The following is an 18,720-nucleotide window of genomic DNA, read 5'->3' on the forward strand; positions in this document are numbered from 1 at the left end:
GCGCCCATGGACTTCGGTGTCGTCCTGCAGACCAACCCGCCCGCCGCCCGCACGGTGCAGCTGGCCCAGCTCGCCGAAGCCCACGGCTTCAGCCACGTGTGGACCTTCGACTCGCATCTGCTGTGGGAAGAGCCCTACGTCGTGCACTCCGCGATCCTCGCCGCCACCCGGCGCGTCATGGTCGGCCCCTTCGTCACCAACCCCGCGACCCGCGACTGGACGGTGACGGCGTCGGTGTTCGCGACCCTCAACGAGATGTACGGCAACCGCACCATCTGCGGCATCGGCCGCGGCGACTCGGCGGTGCGGGTGACCGGCGGCAAGCCGACCACCCTGGCCGAGCTGCGCGAATCGATCCACGTGATCCGGGAGCTCGCGAACTCCCGCCCGGTGGACTACCGCGGCGCGACGCTGCAGTTCCCTTGGAGCCGCGGGTCGCAGCTGGACGTCTGGGTCGCCGCCTACGGCCCACTCGCCCTGAAGCTCACCGGCGAGGTCGGCGACGGATTCATCCTGCAGCTGGCCGACGTGGACATCGCTGCGTGGATGATCAAGACGGTCAAGGATGCCGCAGCGTCCGCCGGCCGCGACCCCGACTCCATCGCGTTCTGCGTCGCGGCCCCCATGTACATCGGCGAGGATGCCGCGCACATGCGCGATCAGTGCCGGTGGTTCGGCGGCATGGTCGGCAACCACGTCGCCGACATCGTGACGAAGTACGGTCACCACGGCGACGTGCCCGACGCCCTCACCGACTACATCACCGGCCGCGCCGGGTACGACTACAACTCCCACGGCCGCGCCGGCAACGACCACGTCGATTTCGTCCCCGACGAGATCGTCGACCGGTTCTGCATCCTCGGCACCGCCGAGGAGCACATCGCCCGTCTCGAGCACCTGCGCGCCATCGGCGTCACCCAGTTCGCCGGGTACCTGCAGCACGACAACAAGGAAGAGACGCTGCGGGTCTACGGCGAAACGGTCATCCCCGCGCTGTCCGCGCACATCACGGCGAAGCGATGACCCGGCGCACGCGGGCGCTCGTCTGGGGCGTCGTCGGCGTGCTCGCCGTGGCGGCGCTGTGGGAGCTGTACAAATTCGCGGGCCCCGCCGAAGGGCTCATCGTCGGCGCCGTCGCGGGCGAGCCGGGCTCGGGGGTCATGATCCTCCCCCGCACCCACGACCGCGCCATGCCGCACATCTGGGAGATGTTCGCCCGGCTCGGCCAGTCGGCCAGCGGCGGGGCCACGCCGCCCCTGATCGTCCCGGTGATCACCGCCGCTCTCACGACCCTCGGCATCGCCGCCGCCGGCTGGGCGATCGGGGTCGTCGTGGGGGCAGCCCTCGGTCTCGTGATGCAGCGCTGGCGGCTGGCCGAGTGGGGCATGCTCCCGTGGATCGTGCTCAGCCAGACCGTGCCGCTCATCGCGTTCGCCCCCGTCATCAGCAGCATCGGCACGCAGATCGACCGGTCCGGAACCCCCTGGCCGCAGTGGTTCTCGGTCGCGATCATCGCGTCGTACCTGGCGTTCTTCCCCGTCGCGATCGGGGCGCTGCAGGGCCTGCGCTCCCCCGAGCGTGCCCACGTCGACCTCATGCGCAGCTACGCCGCCGGCTACTGGCCGACGCTCGTGCGCCTGCGGCTGCCCGCCGCGGTGCCCTACCTGCTCCCGGCGCTGCGTCTCGCGGCCGCCAACGCGGTGCTGGGCGCGGTGGTCGCCGAAGTGTCGATCGGCATGCGCGGCGGCATCGGGCGCATGCTCATCCAGCTCGCGGGCCAGGCCTCCAGCGATCCCGCCGCGCCGTGGGGTCCGACGTTCGGGGCGATCGCGCTCGGGCTGATCGCCGCAGGGTCGATCGCGATCATGGGGCTCGGGCTTTCGAACTACCGGAGAGGCGAGGCGACGGCATGACGCTACGACAGGCGCACGAACCCGATCGGCAGACGGCCGCCGCCGACACCGCGACCGCGGTGCGCGCGACCGGCGTCGGCAAGACGTTCCCCACGAAGGCGGGAGAAGTGGTCGCCCTCACCGCGGTCGACCTCACGGTCGCCGCGGGCGAATTCGTCTCCCTCATCGGCCCCTCCGGGTGCGGCAAGTCCACGCTGCTGCGTCTCATCGCAGACCTGGATGCCGCGTCCACCGGAACGCTGGAGATCTTCGGCAAGCCGGCACCGCGCGCCCGCATCGACCAGGACTACGGCATCGCGTTCCAGCAGGCGGGCCTGCTCCCCTGGCGCACGGTGGCGGCCAACATCTCCCTGCCGCTGGAGCTGCACCGCGTCGCCCGCGGCGAGCGCCGGGACCGCGTGAGCGAGCTGGCCGAGCTCGTGGGCCTCGCCGACTTCGTCGACCGCTACCCCGACCAGCTCTCCGGCGGCATGCAGCAGCGGGTCGCGATCGCCCGGGCCCTGGCCGCACGCCCGCGGCTACTCCTCATGGACGAGCCGTTCGGGGCGCTGGATGAGATGACCCGCGAGTACCTGCAGTCCGAGCTCGTGCGCATCGCCGCCGAGACGGGCGCCGCGGTGGTGTTCGTCACCCACTCCATCCCCGAGGCGGTGTTCCTCTCCGACCGGGTCGTCGTGATGAGCCCTCGGCCAGGCCGCATCACGACCGTCGTGCCCACCTCGCTCGGGGTGCGCGACGAGGCGCTGCGGGAGTCCCCGGCGTACTTCGAACGGGTCACCGCGGTGCGCGAGGCCCTCCACGGCGCACCGCGCACGAGGGCGGACGAACGATGACCCAGACCCAGACCCTTCGCCGCGCGCGTACCGCGCCCGAGTACGGCACGTGGATGCCGCCGGCGTGGCTGCGGGTGGGGGCGCCCATCATCGTCGGCATCCTGGGGCTCGCGCTCTGGGTGCTGTGGGTGGACATGCTGGGCACCGCGCCGCGCATGCTGCCCGGGCCCGTCGCGATCGCCACGGAACTCGTGGCGCGGTGGGGGATCATCGCCGAGGACATGGCGGTCACCGCCACCAACGCCCTCGTGGGTCTCGTCGTCGGCTCGGTGCTCGCCGTCGTGGTGGCCGGGCTCGCCGCCGCGTCCCGTCCGGTCGACGGCATGGTGGCGCCGCTGGTCGCGGCCATCGCGGTCGTGCCGATCGTCGCGCTCACCCCGATCCTCAACACCATGTTCGGTGCGTCCAGTCAGTTCGGCCGGCAGGCGGTGGCGGGCCTGGCCGCCTTCGTCCCGGTGTTCGTCAACGTGCTGCGGGGTCTGCGCCAGACCCGTCCCGTGCACCGCGACGTGCTGCGGGCGTCGGCGGCGACCGGCGGGCAGACCTTCCGCACGCTGACCCTGCCGACCGCGCTCCCCTACCTCATGACGGGACTGCGCATCGCAAGCTCGCTCGCCGTCATCGCCGCCCTCGTGGCGGAGTACTTCGGCGGACCCGCCGACGGCATCGGCACGGCGATCGCGACCTACGCCAAATCGGGCCGTGCGGCGCTGGCGTGGGCGTACGTCGCCGGCGGCATCCTCATCGGTCTGTCGTTCTTCCTCGTCACTGCGCTGCTCGAGCGGATCGTGGCGAGGCGGTCGCCGGGGTGACCGGCATCCTGCACCACCCGAACGAAAGGAACAGCATGAGACACAGCAACCATCGCGGCGCCGCCGCGCTCACCGCCGTCGTCGTCGCGGGCCTCGCGCTCGCCGGGTGCTCCGGCGGAGGCGGCACCGACGACGCCGACGGCGGCTCCGACGCCGAGTTCGAACCGCTCACCTCGGTCTCGCTGCAGCTGCAGTGGCTGCCGCAGGCGCAGTTCGCGGGCTACTACGTCGCGCTCGATCAGGGGTACTTCGAGGAGGAGGGCTTCGACGAGGTCGAGATCATCCCCTCCGGCGGCGACATCGTGCCGCAGGATGCCCTCGTCGCCGGCGACGTCGACTTCGCCGTGGCGTGGGTGCCGAAGGTGCTCGGCACGCTCGAGGCCACCGGCGTGGAGCTCACCGACATCGCGCAGGTGTTCCAGAAATCCGGCACGATGCAGGTGTCGTGGGCGGGCGACGGCATCGAATCGGTCGCCGACTTCGAAGGCAAGCGCATCGGCTCATGGGGGTTCGGCAACGAGTGGGAGATCTTCGCAGCCATGGCCGCGGAGGGCCTGGACGCCACGACGGTGTCGGTGACGACGCAGGACTTCAGCATGAACGCGCTGCTGGACCGCGATGTGGATGCCGCCCAGGCGATGACCTACAACGAGTGGGCGCAGATCCTCGAGGTCGTGAACCCCGAGACCGGCGAGCTGTACCAGCCGGAGGACTTCGATGTCATCAGCTACGAGGACACCGAGGGCGCCATGCTGCAGGACGCGCTGTGGGCCGACACGCAGCGTCTCGCCGACGACCCGGCATACGCCGACGCCGCCGTGCGGTTCCTCAAGGCCGTGACGAAGGGCTGGATCTTCGCGCGGGACAACCCCGAGGAGGCGGCGGAGATCACCTACGACGCCGCCATCAACGCCGAAGCCGCCTTCCCGGTCGGACCGGTGCACCAGCTCTGGCAGATGAACGAGGTCAACAAGCTCATCTGGGGCGGCGGCGACTTCGGCGTCGTCGACGAGGCGGCGTGGGACCGCACCGTCGCCGGGGCACTCGCGGCGACCAACCAGGACGGGCTCAACCTCATCACCACCGAACCCGCCGACACGGCCTACTCCAACGACTACATCCAGGACGCCCTGGACCAGCTCGTGGAGGATGGGGTCGTCGTCGGTGGGCAGTACTCCCCGATCGAGGTCACCCTCACCGAGGGCGGCCAGTAGCACCACCTGCTGCCGGCCGGGCGACCGGCCGGCAGCACCCCTGAAGAAAGGCTGACGATGACCGACAGCACAGACGCCCGCGCGCTGGAGCTGGACCGCACGCACGTGTTCCACTCCTGGTCGGCGCAGCGCTCCCTCTCCCCCATCGTCGTGGCCGGGGGCCTCGGCTCGCGGGTGTGGGACCACTCCGGGCAGAGCTACCTCGACTTCTCCAGTCAGATGGTGAACGTCAACATCGGCCACCAGCATCCGGCCGTCGTCGCCGCGATCCAGGAACAGGCCGCGACGCTGGCCACGATCGCCCCCTCCACGGCGAACCTCGCGCGTGGCGAAGCGGCCGCCCGCATCGTGGCGAAGGCACCGGACGGCTTCACCAAGGTGTTCTTCACCAACGGCGGCGCCGACGCCATCGAGAACGCCATCCGCATGGCGCGGCTGCACACCGGCCGCGACAAGGTGCTCTCGCGCTACCGCTCGTACCACGGCAACACGGGAGCGGCGATCGTGGCCACCGGTGACTGGCGGCGCATCCCGAACGAGTTCGCCCGGGGCCACGTGCACTTCTTCGGGCCGTACCTGTACCGGTCGGAGTTCTGGGCGACGACGCCCGAGCAGGAGTCCGAGCGGGCGCTGCGCCACCTCGAGCGGGTCGTGCAGGCCGAGGGCCCCGACGGCATCGCCGCGATCCTGCTGGAATCCCTCCCCGGCACCGCCGGCATCCTCGTGCAGCCTCCCGGCTACCTCGCCGGAGTGCGGGAGATCTGCGACCGCTACGGCATCATGCTCATCCTCGACGAGGTGATGTCCGGGTTCGGCCGCACCGGCAAGTGGTTCGCGTTCGAGGGCCACGACACCCGCCCCGACCTCATCGCCTTCGCGAAGGGCGTCAACTCCGGCTACGTCCCGGTGGGCGGGGTCATCATCTCCGACGAGATCGCCGCGACGTTCGACGACCGGGTGTTCCCGGGCGGGCTCACCTACTCGGGGCATCCGCTGGCGGCGGCCTCGATCGTCGCGGCGCTGGACGCGATGGAGTCCGAGGGGATCGTGGAGAACGCCCGGCGCATCGGCGACGACGTGCTGGGCCCCGCCCTGGCAGGCCTCGCCGAGCGGCACGAGGCCATCGGCGAAGTGCGCGGCGAAGGCGTCTTCTGGGCGCTCGAGCTCGTCGCCGACCGCGACACGCGCGAGCCGCTGCCGGCGGGGACGATCGGGGCGCTGAAGCAGGGACTGATCGCCGCGGGCCTGCTGCCGTTCACGGCGGAGAACCGCATCCACGTCGTCCCGCCCTGCGTCGTCACCGACGCCGAGGTCGCCGAGGCGATCGACATCTACGACACCGTCTTCGGCTCCCTGCTCTGACGGTGACACGACGCGGATGCCGCAGCCGCGGCATCCGCAGGAAAGGACGATCAACGTGAACGACATCCTCGACCACTGGGTCTCGGGACGTCCGTGGGCGGGCGCATCGACGCGCACCGCCCCGGTGTACAACCCCGCGCTGGGCACCGTGCAGAAGGAGGTGCGCCTGGCGACCGAAGCCGACGTGGGCGCGGTCGTCGCCGCGGCATCCGACGCCTGGCAGGACTGGCGCGACGCCTCCATCGCCAAGCGCACCGCGGTGATGTTCGCCTTCCGCGAGCTGCTGCACGCCCGCAAGGACGAACTGGCCCACATCCTCACCTCCGAGCACGGCAAGGTGCTCTCCGACGCCCTCGGCGAGATCGCCCGCGGCATGGAGGTGGTGGAGTTCGCGTGCGGGCTCGGGCACCTCACCAAGGGCGCCTACTCCGAGAACGCCTCCAGCGGGGTGGACGTCTACACGCTCCGCCAGCCCCTCGGGGTCGTCGGCATCATCAGCCCGTTCAACTTCCCGGCGATGGTGCCGCTGTGGTTCTTCTCCATCGCCCTGGCCGCCGGCAACGCCGTGGTGCTCAAGCCGAGTGAGAAGGATCCGACGGCGGCGAACTGGCTCGCCGGGCTGCTGCGCGAGGCGGGCCTGCCCGACGGCGTCTTCAACGTCGTGCACGGCGACAAGGAAGCCGTCGACGCACTGCTGTCGCACCCCGACGTGCGGGCGATCTCGTTCGTGGGATCGACCCCCATCGCCCGCTACGTCTACGAGACGGCGACGGGTCACGGCAAGCGGGTGCAGGCGCTGGGCGGGGCGAAGAACCACATGCTGGTCCTCCCCGACGCCGACCTCGACCTCGCCGCCGACGCGGCCGTCAACGCCGGCTTCGGCTCCGCCGGGGAGCGCTGCATGGCGATCTCGGTGGTGCTGGCCGTCGACGCGGTCGCCGACGTGCTGGTCGACCGCATCCGCGAGCGGATGGCGACGCTGCGCACCGGCGACGGGCTGCGCGGCAGCGACATGGGGCCGCTCATCACCGGCGCCCACCGCGACAAGGTCGCCTCCTACATCGACATCGCCGCGGGCGACGGGGCCGCGGTCATCGTCGACGGGCGCAACGTGGAGCCCGATGGGGCGGCGGACGGCTTCTGGCTGGGACCGACCCTGCTCGACCGGGTGCCGACCGCCTCCGCGGCGTATCGTGACGAGATCTTCGGTCCGGTGCTGTCGGTCGTGCGCGTCGACGGCTACGAGGAGGGCCTGGAGATCATCAACGGCAGCCCGTACGGCAACGGCACCGCCATCTTCACCAACGACGGGGGCGCCGCGCGCCGTTTCCAGCGCGAGGCGCAGGTCGGCATGATCGGCATCAACGTGCCGATCCCGGTGCCGGTGGCCTACCACTCGTTCGGCGGCTGGAAGGCGTCGCTGTTCGGCGATGCGAAGGCGTACGGTCCGCACGGGTTCGACTTCTTCACCGCGGAGAAGGCCGTCACCAGCCGCTGGCTCGACCCGTCGCACGGCGGGCTGAACCTCGGGTTCCCGCAGCACGACTGAGGCACGGGCGGCGGGTCTGGGACTCAGGGCGCGTAGACCCGCAGACCCGCCGGCACCGCCCTCACCTCGAGGGTGAAGCCGGCGGCCGGCGCCTGCTCGAGCTCGCCGTCGTGCACGTAGACGGCGGGACCCTCGCCCGGGTCCACGCGGACCTGCCATTCATCGGTGACCCGCCGCTCGAACTCCGACGCGGGCGGCAGCATCCGCAACGCCCGCAGCACGCGCAGCGTGCGCCGCCCGAACGCCAGCGACGCCATCGCGCGCACCCGGGACCCCCGCGCGTGGTGCAGCCGCACGTCGAGCACGGGATCCTCCAGCGACGCCCGCTGCATCATCGCGTGACGCCGGGGGTCGCCGGCGCCCACCCCCACGAACACCGACCACACCGTCGCGCTGCGGCCCTCGCGGCTGATGCGCACCGGCTGCGCCTGGGCGAGGGCACTGCGGATCGCCCCCACCCCGCCCAGCCACTTGCCCAGACTCGCCCGCTCGGTGCGCTCGGCGAGGAACTGCGGGTAGGTGCCCAGCGACACGGCGTTGAGCACCGTGATCGGCTCGCCGCCGTCGACCGCCACCTCGGCCACCGTGACGTCGCGAAGCATGCCCGAGGCGAACGCCGCCAGCGCGGCATCCACGTCGGGCATGCCGGCGGCGCGGGCGAAGTGGTTGAACGTGCCGCCGGGGGCCACCCACAGCGGCACGTCGTGGTGCCGGGCGAGATGCGCCATGCGCGAGACCGAGCCGTCGCCGCCGAGCACCCCCAGGGCGCGTGGCCGGTCGCCCGCGGCCATCGCGGCATCCACCACCTCGCCGAGGTCCTCCTCGGGGCCCAGCACGACCACGCGCGCCCGCGGCAGGCGCGCGCGGATCTCCGGCAGCGGGTCGGCGCGCACCACCGCCTCACCGGCACGGCTGTTCGCGAGAATCAGCAACCCCTCACCGTCGGGGCGGGCGGGGGCGTTGTCATCGGGCATTCCGCGACGCTATCCCGCGCGGCCCGACGCACGGCATCACTTGACAGCGCCCGGCTAGGCTGGCCCCTACCTGACAGCCGTCGGCGCATCGCTGCGCCGGCCGACCCCGAAGATCGGAGGTTCCCATGTCCATCAAGGCCGCCACCATCCGTGAGCGCAAGGCCGTCGTCGGCGAACCCGAGGTCGTCGAGGACGCCGGCACCGTCGAGTCGTCGGCGCACTGGCTGTCACTGAAGGATGCCGCCACCGCGTTGCAGGGCATGCAGGCCGCCGACGGGTCGGTGCCCGAGGTCGACGACCACGGCGACGCCCGCGCGTGCGTCGAGGCGATCGTGGCGGCCATCCGCGCGCTCGCGCCGGCGTTTCCGCACGATGCCGACTACCTCGCAGCATCCGTCCACGACTTCCACCGCTGGGCCGACGGCGGGTTCGGGGTGCCGGACTTCCTCGATTCGCTCGTGGCGTTCCAGCCGCAGCGGCAGCGCGTGGACGGCATCCGTCACCTCATCGTGTTCCCGATGTACACGCAGAACGGCTCGCGCAGCCGCTTCGTCGAAGCCGTGCTGGTGGAGGTGATCTGGCCGGATTTCATCGCCGAGCTGGAGACCCGCTACACCAATGGCCTGTTCGTGTCGCTCCGCCTGGTGGATTTCACGCCCGGCTACGACACGAACTCGGCGGTGCTCTTCCCCGAGACGGTCGCCATGCGCGAGATCCCGGCGTTCACGTGGGGCGCGATCTTCCAGGACCGCGAGGCGGCGCGCTACCGGCGCGTCGTGCGCGCGGCATCCGAGATCACGAAGCTCGAGCTGCCGGCCGAGGCTGCGCGGCTGCTGGAGGATCAGCAGCTGGCGGAGAAGACGTTCGTGATGTGGGACATCATCCACGACCGCACGCACATGCGCGGCGACCTGCCGTTCGATCCGTTCATGATCAAGCAGCGCATGCCGTATTTCCTCTATTCGCTCGAGGAACTGCGGTGCGACCTGACGGCGTTCCGCGAGTGCGTGCACATCCAGCGCGACCTGCAGGCACGGGTGGATGCCGGTGAGCAGCTGTCGGCGGCGGAGACCGAGATGCTCGAGCACGCGCGCCTGGTGCAGTACGCGGTGATCTTCGACCGGATCTTCCGGTTCGCGATCACCGGCACGCGGGTGCGCAACTACGACGGGCTGGGCGGGCAGCTGCTGTTCGCGTGGCTGCACCAGCGCGGCGTGCTGCACTGGACCGACACGGCGCTCGCGTTCGACTGGGACGACGTTCCGGCGGCGGTGGTGGAGCTGGGCGACGCGATCGACGAGCTGTACTGGCAGTCGATCGACCGGCCGAAGCTCGCGCACTGGCTCGCCGCCTACGGCCTCGTGAGCGACGTGCTCACCCCGCACCCGGCATCGGTGTGGGCCCGGGGCCTGCCGCAGGAGGTGCTCGCGGGTCCCCCGAAGGGGTACACCGACGCGGTGCTGGATGACGAGTTCCCGCTGTCGATGTTCTACGAGGCGCTCGAGAAGAAGATGCGCGACGTGATCGCCTCGACCGCCGGCATCCGCGGCACGGACTGACGCCCGCCGCGCTGCCCGCCGCGCTGCCCGTCGCGCCGCCCGCGTGCGCGGCGCGCGCGTGAGAAACCACTTTCCGGCTGAGACACCACGCAGCGCGGTGTTCCTCAGCCGGAAAGTGGTTTCTCGGCGGGCGGGGCGGCCGCCGAGCCGGGCGCCGGCGCGACCGGCGCGGCGGCGGATGCCGCCGGGTCGGCGGGGTCGGCGGCGGATGCCGGCGCGTCGGCGGATGCCGGTGCGTCCGCGGGGTCGCCTGCGTAGAAGGCCGACAGCCGCCGATAGGAGCGGGTCGTGAGGGCGAGCAGGGCGGCCACCACCATGACGAGGCCCGCGATGAGGAAGACCAGCGCGATGCCGCGCGCCTCGCCTTCGCCCAGGACCCAGCCCCAGGAGTCCGCCCCGGCATCCGATGCCATGTACGGGATGATCCAGAACTGCGCGATCGGCGCGATGAGGAAGGCCGTGACGGGCGCGGCTGCCGACTCCAACGCCTGCGCGAAGCCGAACACGCGGCCCTGCCGGCGGAAGGGCACGACCTTCTGGATGACCGTCTGCTCCGACGCCTCGACGGCGGGGATCAGCGCCATGTAGAGCCAGATGCCGACGGCGTACAGCCACCACCACTCGCGGATGGTGAACGCCGCGCCCAGCAGCCCCATCACGACCACCGCCAGCAGCAGCGTGCGCACCGGGTTGCGCCCGAGGCCCTTCGCGGCGATGACGATGCCGCCGACGATGAAGCCCGTCGAGGCGAGGCCGAAGACGAGGCCCCAGACCTCGACGGAGAAGAGGGTCAGCCCGTACGGATCCATGAGGGCGATGTAGACGCCGCCGATGAGGTTGTTGAACGTGGCGAAGATGATGAGGGCGAACAGCCCGGGCACGGCGGCGATCGCAGCGATGCTGCCGCGGATGTCGACCTTCGCGACGTGACCCTCGAGATGGGCGGGCTCGGTCTCGGGCACACGCAGGAACATCAGGTGCACGAGTGCGGCGGCCGTCAGCACGACGGCGATGAGGATGGTCCACCCCATGCCGAGCAGTCCGAGCGCGAGCCCCGAGAACACGCTCGTGACGATGAACGCCAGCCCCTGCACGGTACCGACGAGGCCATTGGCGTTGGCGTGCCGCTCGGTCGGCACGAGCAGGGTCACGGTCGTGGACAGCGCGATGTTGCGCATGTTCTCCACCACCGCGCCGAGCAGCACGATGGCGGCGAACACCCAGAACCACGGCTGACCGAGGTCGACCAGCGTCGATTCCGGGAACAGCAGATACAGGATGCCGGCCACGAGGAACGCCGCGAGGGTCGCGAGGCTCGACACCACCATGACGCGGTGCTTGCGGTGGCGGTCGACGAGGGTGCCGAACGGGATCGCGAAGAGGGCGACGAACAGCATGTACGCGCCGCCGATGATGCCGGTCGCCAGCACCGACCGGGTCTCGAGGTAAGCCCAGAACGTCAAGGCGAACCAGAGCGAGCTCGTGGTGAGGTTCGCCACGGCGGTGTTGATCAGCACCTGCACGAACACGCGCATGCCACCGGGCGGCGCGAGGTTCTCGGATGCCGTTGTGTCGGGGGACCCCGTGTCGGCTGCGGTGCCGTCGGTCATGCAGGCGAGGGTAATCACCGCCGCCGACACGGGCCACCCCCTCCGCTGCAGGCGGCGGTCGGCCGCGAGCGCGCCACAGCTAGGCTGAGTCACCGTGACGACCCTCCACGACACCGCGGTGCGCGGCTTTGCCAGTGACAACTACTCCGGTGTGCACCCCGAGGTGCTCGCTGCCATCGCGGCCGCAGGCGGCGGGCACCAGATCGCCTACGGCGAGGATGCCTACACGGTGCGGCTGCAGGAGGTGTTCGCGCAGCACTTCGGCGAGGGCGTCGAGGCGTTCCCGGTGTTCAACGGCACGGGCGCGAACGTCACCGGCCTGCAGTCGATGCTCCCCCGCTGGGGCGCGGTGATCGCGGCATCCACCGCCCACATCAACGTCGACGAGGGTGGCGCGCCCGAGCGCGTCGCCGGCATCAAGCTGCTCACCGTCCCGACCGCCGACGGCAAGCTCACCCCGGAACTGGTCGACCGCGAGGCCTGGGGCTGGGGCGATGAGCACCGCGCCCAGCCGCTCGTCGTGTCGATCACGCAGTCCACCGAGCTCGGCACCCTGTACACGCCGGACGAGATCCGGGCGCTCGCCGACCACGCGCACGGCCACGGCATGCGCCTGCACCTCGACGGCGCGCGCATCGCGAACGCCGCCGCTGCCCTCGACCTCCCGGTGCGGGCATTCACCCGCGACGCGGGCGTCGACGTGCTGAGCTTCGGCGGCACCAAGAACGGCGCGATGCTGGGCGAGGCCATCGTGGTGCTCGACCCCGCGGCATCCGAGGGTCTGCGCTACCTCCGCAAACTCAACATGCAGCTCGCCTCGAAGATGCGGTTCGTCTCGGCGCAGCTGATCGCGCTGCTCGAGGGCGACCTGTGGCTGCGCAACGCCCGCCACGCCAACGCGATGGCCCGGCGCCTGCGCGCCGAGGTGGAGGCGGGCATCGCCGCGGGGTCGATCCGCGGAGTGGAGTTCACCCAGCCCACCGAGGTCAACGGCGTCTTCGCGACGCTCCCCGAGGGTGTCGCCGACGCGCTGCGCGAGAGCTTCCGGTTCTACGACTGGGATGCCGCCGCGCGCGAGGTGCGCTGGATGTGCTCGTTCGACACCCAGCCCGAAGACGTCGACGCCTTCGTGGCCGAGCTGTCCCGCCTCACCCGCGGCTGACCCCGGCGCCGGAGCCCCGGCGACGCCGCCCTCGTCAGGCGGGACGGGGGCGGTATCGCACGGCGACCGCCCCCGAGCGGAACTCGCGGCGATCGACGGGCTCGAGCACGATGCGCTCGCGCAGCCCGGACAGCAGCGTCGGCCCGTGTCCGGCGAGGACCGGCTGCACGAGGAACTCGTACTCGTCGATCAGTCCCAGCTCCGCCAACGCGAGCGGGAGCGTCACGCCACCGACCCACAGTCCTTCGCCCGACTCCTGCTTGAGCCGCTGCACCGCCGCCGCCAGGTCGCCTCCCAGCAGCTCGGCGTTCCAGTCGACCTCGCCCAGCGTGCTCGACACGACGTACTTCTTCGCGCTGTCGATGGTCTCGGCGAACGGGACCTCCCACTCCTCCATCCAGTCCGGCCACGTGCCCGTGGCGGGCTTGCGCCACGCGGACTGCATCATCTCGTAGGTGACCCGACCGAAGAGCAGGGCATCGGCCCGCTCCATTTCAGCGCTCCAGTAGCGCATCGACTCCTCATCAGGGGGGAGCCCGGCCTCGTGATGACAGCAGCCGTCGAGCGTGACGTTGATCGAGTAGCGCAGTGGTCTCATCCGTGGCTCCTTCGTGAGATGCGCAGCGTTGCGCAGACCGCGGTCACCACTGTGGCGGCTATCCCCCCGTGGCGCCAGAGCCCGGCGCGCACTCCGGCGTCGCGGGCCGGGTCATCGGGATGTGGGGAATGTCGTCTTCGACGAAGACCTCCCCGGAGCGGGTGAAACCGAAGCCCTCGTACCAGCGCTCGAGCTGCAGCTGGCCGTCCAGGACGATCTGCGCTCCGGCGCACGCGGCGACCGCGCGCCGCATGAGTTCTGCGGCGAGCCCCGCACCACGGGCCGCCGCGGCAGTCGCGACGCGTCCGATGCGCCGTCCATCCGCCTCCCTGAGGACCCGCAGCGTGGCGAGGACGTCACCGTCCTCCTCCGCCCAGTACAGGCGGGCGCCCGCCTCGATGTCCCTGCCGTCGAGCTCCTCGTATGCCGCCCGCTGCTCGACGACGAACACATCGACGCGGAGCTTCAGGATCGAATACAACACCACGGGATCCATCTCCGCAGGGGCTGCGTCATGGAAGCTCACGGGCACGTCGAACACTCCTTCTTCAGCGGGCCCGACAATTATCTCAAGTCCGCCGTGCCCGCCCTCGCGCCGGCCCCTGCGGGCGGAGCGTCAGCGACCGAGGGCCGCGACCACGTCCACGAGGGTCGAGGGCTCGCCGACGTTGCCGGGGACCACGACGTAGAGACGGTCCTCGCCCTCGGCCGAGACGAGGTCCCACACCGAGACGCCGGGCAGCACCTGCCCGCGCACGCGAGCGCGCGTCGCGCCCACGCCGGTGCGGGCGAGCTCCGCCGAGGTGATGCCGCCCTTGGCGACGACGGCGGCCACATCGGGCACGAGCGCGCGCACGGCCACCGTCAGCGCCCGCATCACGAGCTCGCCGTGCTCGAGGGTGTTGTGCTCGGCGCGGCGGTGCCGCTCGGTCGCGAGGATCGCGATTCCGCCCGCGGCCAACTGCGCGCGCGCCTCGCCGGCGGCGGCGAGGCCGGCGGCGACGGGGTCGGCGAAGGCGTCGTCGGTGGCGATGACGACGGCCGCTCCGTGGCGGGCCTCGAGGGCGTCCAGCTGCGCCGTCGCCCCGGCGGTGTGCGATCCGCACGCGACGAGCGTCGGCACCGGCGAGGGCACGAGCGGGTGGGGCAGCAGGCCCTCGCTGACGACGCCCGCGAGCGCCGCCGCGAGCGGCGCGGCGCTGCGCACGACCACCGAGCGGCCGGTGCGGCGCGCCGCGACGATGCCCTCGGCGACGGCGGCGATGTCGGCATCCGTCTCGGCGTCGGGGACGACCACGGCCCCGGCGGGAGCCGTCTCGATGGCGGCGGCGACGCGTCCCGCGCGCACGTCCGCGAGCGGAACGCCCACGTGCGCGCGACCGGACTTCTCGGCGACGTACTCGGACAGCACACCGGAGGCGAAGGGGAACACCGGGTCGTCGGCGTACTCGGTCTCGTGGGCGGGATGCCGTTCGTCGCCGATGCGCACGAGGTGCACGCCGTCGACGGTCGTGCGTCCGCCGGCGGGGAAGGCCGGGCAGAAGACGATGACCGAGTCGTCCTCGACGAACTGGTCGGTCTCGGCGAAGACGTGGCCACGGAGGGTGGAATCGCCCCGCAGCACGAACTGCAGGTCCTCACCGAGATCGGCGGCCGCCGCCTGCGCGGCGTCGCGCACCTCCCGCACGAGCGCCACCGCAGCGGCCTCGTCGATCGCGCGCGAGTTGGTCTGCACGTACACGCTGTCGGCGGCGGCGAGCGCGTCGCGGATGCCGGCGGCATCCACCTGCAGCAGCACATCCACGCCCGATGCGGACTGCGTGCCGGTGGGGTCGTCGTCCAGCACCACGGTCTTCATCGGTCCCCCTCGGAGCCGGCGCCGCGGCGGTAGGTCTCGATCACGCTCGAGTCGTCACGGGCGGTGAGGCCGGCCTCGGCCGCGGCCAGGAACCGGTCGCGGGCCGCCTGCAGCACCGGCAACTCGATGCCCGCGGCCTCGGCGGCATCGGCGACGAGCCCGGTGTCCTTGACGAAGATGCCGACCTGGCTCAGCACCGGGGCGTCCCCGTCGAGCATGCGCGGCCCACGGTCGCCGAGCATGAAGGATGCCGCCGCTCCCCCGCCCACGACGTCGAGCACGAAGGCGGGGTCGAGGTCGAGTCGCTCGGCGAGCGCCAGCGCCTCGGCGGCGGCGGCGATGTGCACGGCGCACAGGTGCTGGTTGACCACCTTCACCGACTGCCCGTCGCCGGGCTGCGCGCCCACGACCCGCGCGGTGCCCATCGCGTCGAGCACGGGGCGGACGGCGGCGATCGCGGCATCCGCACCGGAGACGAAGAGGACGAGGTCGCCGCGGGAGGCGCGGGCGATGCCGCCGCTCACGGGCGCGTCGACCACGGTGCCGCCGGCGGCCTCGATGCGCGCGGCGCTCTCGCGCACGGCGTCGGGGCCGACGGTGGACGAGACGATCCAGGTGCGGGCGGCGACGACGTGGGCGGCGAGGGCCGCGTCGACGACCGCCGACAGCTGGGCGGGGGTGGCCACCATCACCACGACCACTGCGGCCTCGCCGATCCCTGAGACGTCGGAGACGGTGTCGAGTCCGGCCTCGGCGGCCCGCTCGCGACCTGCGGGGGCGGGCTCGACACCGAGGACCGGGATGCCGGCCCCTGCGATGGCGCCGGCCATCGGGAGCCCGATGGCCCCGAGCCCGACGAAGGCGACCTGCGGGGATGTGCTCATCATCGTTCCCTTCCGGAGAAGCACCGCGGGGTGCGCACGAGCGAGCCGTGCGCACCCCGCGGGCCTTGTCAGTGTCCCGGGACGGCAGCCGGAACGTCGTCGTCGAGCAGCTCGTCGCCCTTCGAGCGGAAGAAGCGCGTGCACGCCATCATCACCGCCGCGAGGAAGGCGAACACACCCAGCGAGACGACACCCCAGGCGCCGCTGTCGGTGGGGACGGCCTCGTTGATGCCGGTGCGCATGATGGGTGCGACGAACCCGCCGAGGTTTCCGAGCGAGTTGATGAGGCCGATGCCCGCAGCCGCGGCGGCGCCGGTGAGGAACGCCGTCGGGAACGACCACGTGATGGGGCCGGCGGACAGGAACGACGCCACGGCGACCGTGATCGCGGCGATGCCCAGCAGCGGCTGCCCGTTGGCCCCGGCCCACGCCGAGACGAGGATCGCGACACCGGTGAGGAGGAAGAAGATCGTGCCCCAGTTGCGGCGGCGGCGGATGGTGTTGGCGTGCTTGCCGAAGTGGTAGCAGGCGAACAGCCCCACGGCCCACGGGATGGCGGTGACCAGACCCACCTCCCAGCCGACGGCCTTGCCGATGAGGCCCGACACCTGCTGCGGCAGGTAGAACGTGGTGCCGTAGACGGCGATCTGCAGGCAGAAGTAGATGATGGTGAAGTACCACACCTTCCAGCTGACCATCGCGGCGCCGATGCCCTTGGGTCCGTCCTCGTGTTTGACGGAGTTCTCGTGGTCCATCACCGCCTTGAGCGCGCCCTTCTCGTCGTCGCTCAGGAACTTCGCCTTCTGCGGCGAGTCGACGAGGAAGAACAGGGCGGCGATACCGGCGACGACGGCCATCATGCCCTCGACGAAGAACATGACCTGCCAGCCGGCCCACGGCGTGAACTGCTCACCGAAGCTGATGAGGCCACCCGACAGCGGAGCGCCGAGCATCTGCGAGAAGGGCTGGGCGAGGTAGAACAGCGCGAACATCTGCACGCGGCGCTTGTTGGGGAACCACTGCGCCAGGAACATGATGACGCCGGGGAACAGCCCCGCCTCGGTGACACCGAGCAGGAACCGCAGCACGATGAACATCGTGTCGTTGGTGACGAAGGCGAACGCCGAGGCCACGATGCCCCACGTGATGGCGATGCGGGCCAGCCAGAAGCGGGCGCCGAACTTGTCCAGCAGCAGGTTCGAGGGGATCTCGAAGATCGCGTAGCCGATGAAGAAGATGCCGGCGCCGAGAGCGTAGGCACCGGCGGTGATGCCACGGTCGACCGAGAGGGCTTCTTCGGCGAAGCCCACATTGGTGCGGTCGAGGAACGCGACGAAGTACAGGATGATCAGCATCGGCATGAGGCGATAGGTCGCCTTCTTGATGCCGGACTCCAAGTGTGGATTCGCCAGCAGGGTGCGCGCTGTGGCGGTATGCGTCGGAACGGACACGGAACTCTCCTTCGAGTGGTGGAACTGCCCAGGGGCGGGGACTGCGCTCGACTCAGGCGCCGAGAGCGGGGACGATCAGGATGAAGCCGATCACGACGCACACCACGCCGATGGCGAGGTAGGCGATGCGGCCTTTGGACCAGGTGGAGGGCATGAGCAACCTCAGTGCATGTAGAGACCACCGTCGACGTTCAGGGTCTGGCCCGTCACGAATCCGGCGTCTTCGCTGATGAGATACGCCACCGCGGCTGCGATGTCGCGGGGGGTGCCGATGCGGGGCAGCACGCCGTCGGCGGCCATGGCCTGCTTCCGCTCCTCGGAGAGGGTGCCGCCCATGATGTCGGTGTCGATCGGCCCGGGCGAGATCACGTTGGCCGTGATGCCGAGGGGGCCCAGCTCGCGGGCGATGGAGCGCATGAGACCGATGACCCCGGCCTTGGATGCCGAGTACGGGGTCTTCGAGAACGTGCCGCCGCCGCGCTGGGCGGACACCGAGGAGATGCCGACGATGCGGCCGACACCGGCGTCGACGAGGGATGCCGCGACGCGCTGGGTGACCCAGTGCACGCCTTCGAGGTTGACGCCCAGCACACGGTGCCATTCCTCGGGGGTGACCTCCAGGTAGGGCACGGGTGAGGAGACGCCGGCGAAGTTCACCAGCGCGACGACCTGCGGCAGCTCGGCCTCCAGCAGGTCGACGGCGGCGATCGCCTGTTCGCGGTCGGCGAGGTTCGCCCCGACGCCGACGGCCTTCACGCCGTGGGTGCGGGCGACATCGGCGGCGGTCTCCGCGGCGGCTTCACCGTCGACGTCGATGATGCCGACGTTCCAGCCGAGCTCGGCCAGGTGGTAGGCGGTGACCCGTCCGATGCCGCGGGGGCTCGCGGCGCCGGTGAGGATGACGGTGCGCTCGGTGGGGAATGCGGTGGCCATGGGGTCCC

At 71.4% G+C, this 18,720-nt stretch carries 17 protein-coding genes; 9 read left to right on the plus strand and 8 right to left on the minus strand.

The genetic code is table 11. The features are described 5' to 3' along the window. The first annotated feature begins 6 nt into the window (after window positions 1-6). From ACFVR6_RS10970 to ACFVR6_RS11000, 7 genes are read left to right on the plus strand one after another with little or no spacing between them, the layout of a single operon-like run. Window positions 7-1,023 carry a TIGR03842 family LLM class F420-dependent oxidoreductase gene (locus ACFVR6_RS10970; protein WP_386962631.1) on the plus strand — a complete coding sequence of 339 codons (1,017 nt, stop codon included), beginning with the start codon at window positions 7-9 and terminating at the stop codon, window positions 1,021-1,023. Further along, complete coding sequence (locus ACFVR6_RS10975) at window positions 1,020-1,913, plus strand: ABC transporter permease (RefSeq protein WP_386962634.1); 894 nt, start codon at window positions 1,020-1,022, stop codon at window positions 1,911-1,913. Before ACFVR6_RS10970 ends, ACFVR6_RS10975 begins: the two co-directional genes overlap by 4 nt. Beyond that, window positions 1,910-2,746, plus strand: a complete 837-nt coding sequence (locus ACFVR6_RS10980) for an ABC transporter ATP-binding protein (protein WP_386962637.1) — start codon at window positions 1,910-1,912, stop codon at window positions 2,744-2,746. Before ACFVR6_RS10975 ends, ACFVR6_RS10980 begins: the two co-directional genes overlap by 4 nt. After that, a complete protein-coding gene (locus tag ACFVR6_RS10985) occupies window positions 2,743-3,558 on the plus strand; it encodes an ABC transporter permease (protein WP_386962640.1) in 816 nt (271 codons plus the stop codon). Before ACFVR6_RS10980 ends, ACFVR6_RS10985 begins: the two co-directional genes overlap by 4 nt. Before the next feature lie 35 nt (window positions 3,559-3,593). Further along, window positions 3,594-4,772 (plus strand): ABC transporter substrate-binding protein, encoded by a 1,179-nt coding sequence (locus ACFVR6_RS10990; protein WP_386962643.1) that lies wholly within the window; start codon window positions 3,594-3,596, stop codon window positions 4,770-4,772. A gap of 57 nt (window positions 4,773-4,829) precedes the next feature. After that, complete coding sequence (locus ACFVR6_RS10995; RefSeq protein ID WP_386962646.1) at window positions 4,830-6,134, plus strand: aspartate aminotransferase family protein; 1,305 nt, start codon at window positions 4,830-4,832, stop codon at window positions 6,132-6,134. Between the two features lie 16 nt (window positions 6,135-6,150). After that, entirely contained in the window at window positions 6,151-7,683 is a 1,533-nt protein-coding gene (locus ACFVR6_RS11000; RefSeq protein ID WP_386962649.1) for a CoA-acylating methylmalonate-semialdehyde dehydrogenase, read from the plus strand. Between the two features lie 23 nt (window positions 7,684-7,706). Here ACFVR6_RS11000 and ACFVR6_RS11005 read toward each other — a convergent pair whose 3' ends face one another. Then, window positions 7,707-8,657: a diacylglycerol/lipid kinase family protein gene (locus ACFVR6_RS11005; RefSeq protein WP_386962652.1), complete on the minus strand. Its 951-nt coding sequence runs from the start codon at window positions 8,655-8,657 to the stop codon at window positions 7,707-7,709. A 125-nt stretch (window positions 8,658-8,782) separates the two neighbouring features. Here ACFVR6_RS11005 and ACFVR6_RS11010 point away from each other — a divergent pair, with 125 nt between their 5' ends. Beyond that, window positions 8,783-10,216 carry a DUF6421 family protein gene (locus tag ACFVR6_RS11010; protein ID WP_386962656.1) on the plus strand — a complete coding sequence of 478 codons (1,434 nt, stop codon included), beginning with the start codon at window positions 8,783-8,785 and terminating at the stop codon, window positions 10,214-10,216. Between the two features lie 104 nt (window positions 10,217-10,320). Here ACFVR6_RS11010 and ACFVR6_RS11015 read toward each other — a convergent pair whose 3' ends face one another. Further along, window positions 10,321-11,826: an MFS transporter gene (locus ACFVR6_RS11015; protein ID WP_386962659.1), complete on the minus strand. Its 1,506-nt coding sequence runs from the start codon at window positions 11,824-11,826 to the stop codon at window positions 10,321-10,323. 94 nt (window positions 11,827-11,920) lie between these two features. Between ACFVR6_RS11015 and ACFVR6_RS11020 the strand changes: the two genes are divergently transcribed. Further along, window positions 11,921-12,988 carry a threonine aldolase family protein gene (locus ACFVR6_RS11020; protein WP_386962662.1) on the plus strand — a complete coding sequence of 356 codons (1,068 nt, stop codon included), beginning with the start codon at window positions 11,921-11,923 and terminating at the stop codon, window positions 12,986-12,988. 34 nt (window positions 12,989-13,022) lie between these two features. Here ACFVR6_RS11020 and ACFVR6_RS11025 read toward each other — a convergent pair whose 3' ends face one another. From ACFVR6_RS11025 to ACFVR6_RS11050, 6 genes are all read right to left on the minus strand, one after another. Beyond that, complete coding sequence (locus ACFVR6_RS11025) at window positions 13,023-13,586, minus strand: dihydrofolate reductase family protein (RefSeq protein ID WP_386962665.1); 564 nt, start codon at window positions 13,584-13,586, stop codon at window positions 13,023-13,025. 58 nt (window positions 13,587-13,644) lie between these two features. After that, on the minus strand, window positions 13,645-14,118 hold the full coding sequence (locus ACFVR6_RS11030; RefSeq protein ID WP_386962668.1) for a GNAT family N-acetyltransferase: 474 nt from the start codon (window positions 14,116-14,118) through the stop codon (window positions 13,645-13,647). Window positions 14,119-14,202: 84 nt separating this feature from the next. Then, window positions 14,203-15,444, minus strand: coding sequence for a four-carbon acid sugar kinase family protein (locus ACFVR6_RS11035; RefSeq protein ID WP_386962670.1), 1,242 nt, complete (start codon window positions 15,442-15,444; stop codon window positions 14,203-14,205). Then, on the minus strand, window positions 15,441-16,328 hold the full coding sequence (locus ACFVR6_RS11040) for an NAD(P)-dependent oxidoreductase (protein WP_386962673.1): 888 nt from the start codon (window positions 16,326-16,328) through the stop codon (window positions 15,441-15,443). Before ACFVR6_RS11040 ends, ACFVR6_RS11035 begins: the two co-directional genes overlap by 4 nt. 68 nt (window positions 16,329-16,396) lie before the next feature. Further along, entirely contained in the window at window positions 16,397-17,779 is a 1,383-nt protein-coding gene (locus ACFVR6_RS11045; protein ID WP_386962675.1) for an MFS transporter, read from the minus strand. A gap of 162 nt (window positions 17,780-17,941) precedes the next feature. Then, window positions 17,942-18,712 carry an SDR family NAD(P)-dependent oxidoreductase gene (locus tag ACFVR6_RS11050; protein WP_386962678.1) on the minus strand — a complete coding sequence of 257 codons (771 nt, stop codon included), beginning with the start codon at window positions 18,710-18,712 and terminating at the stop codon, window positions 17,942-17,944. Window positions 18,713-18,720 lie beyond the last annotated feature (8 nt).

Source organism: Microbacterium sp. NPDC058021, assembly GCF_042885955.1.
Classification (GTDB): domain Bacteria; phylum Actinomycetota; class Actinomycetes; order Actinomycetales; family Microbacteriaceae; genus Microbacterium.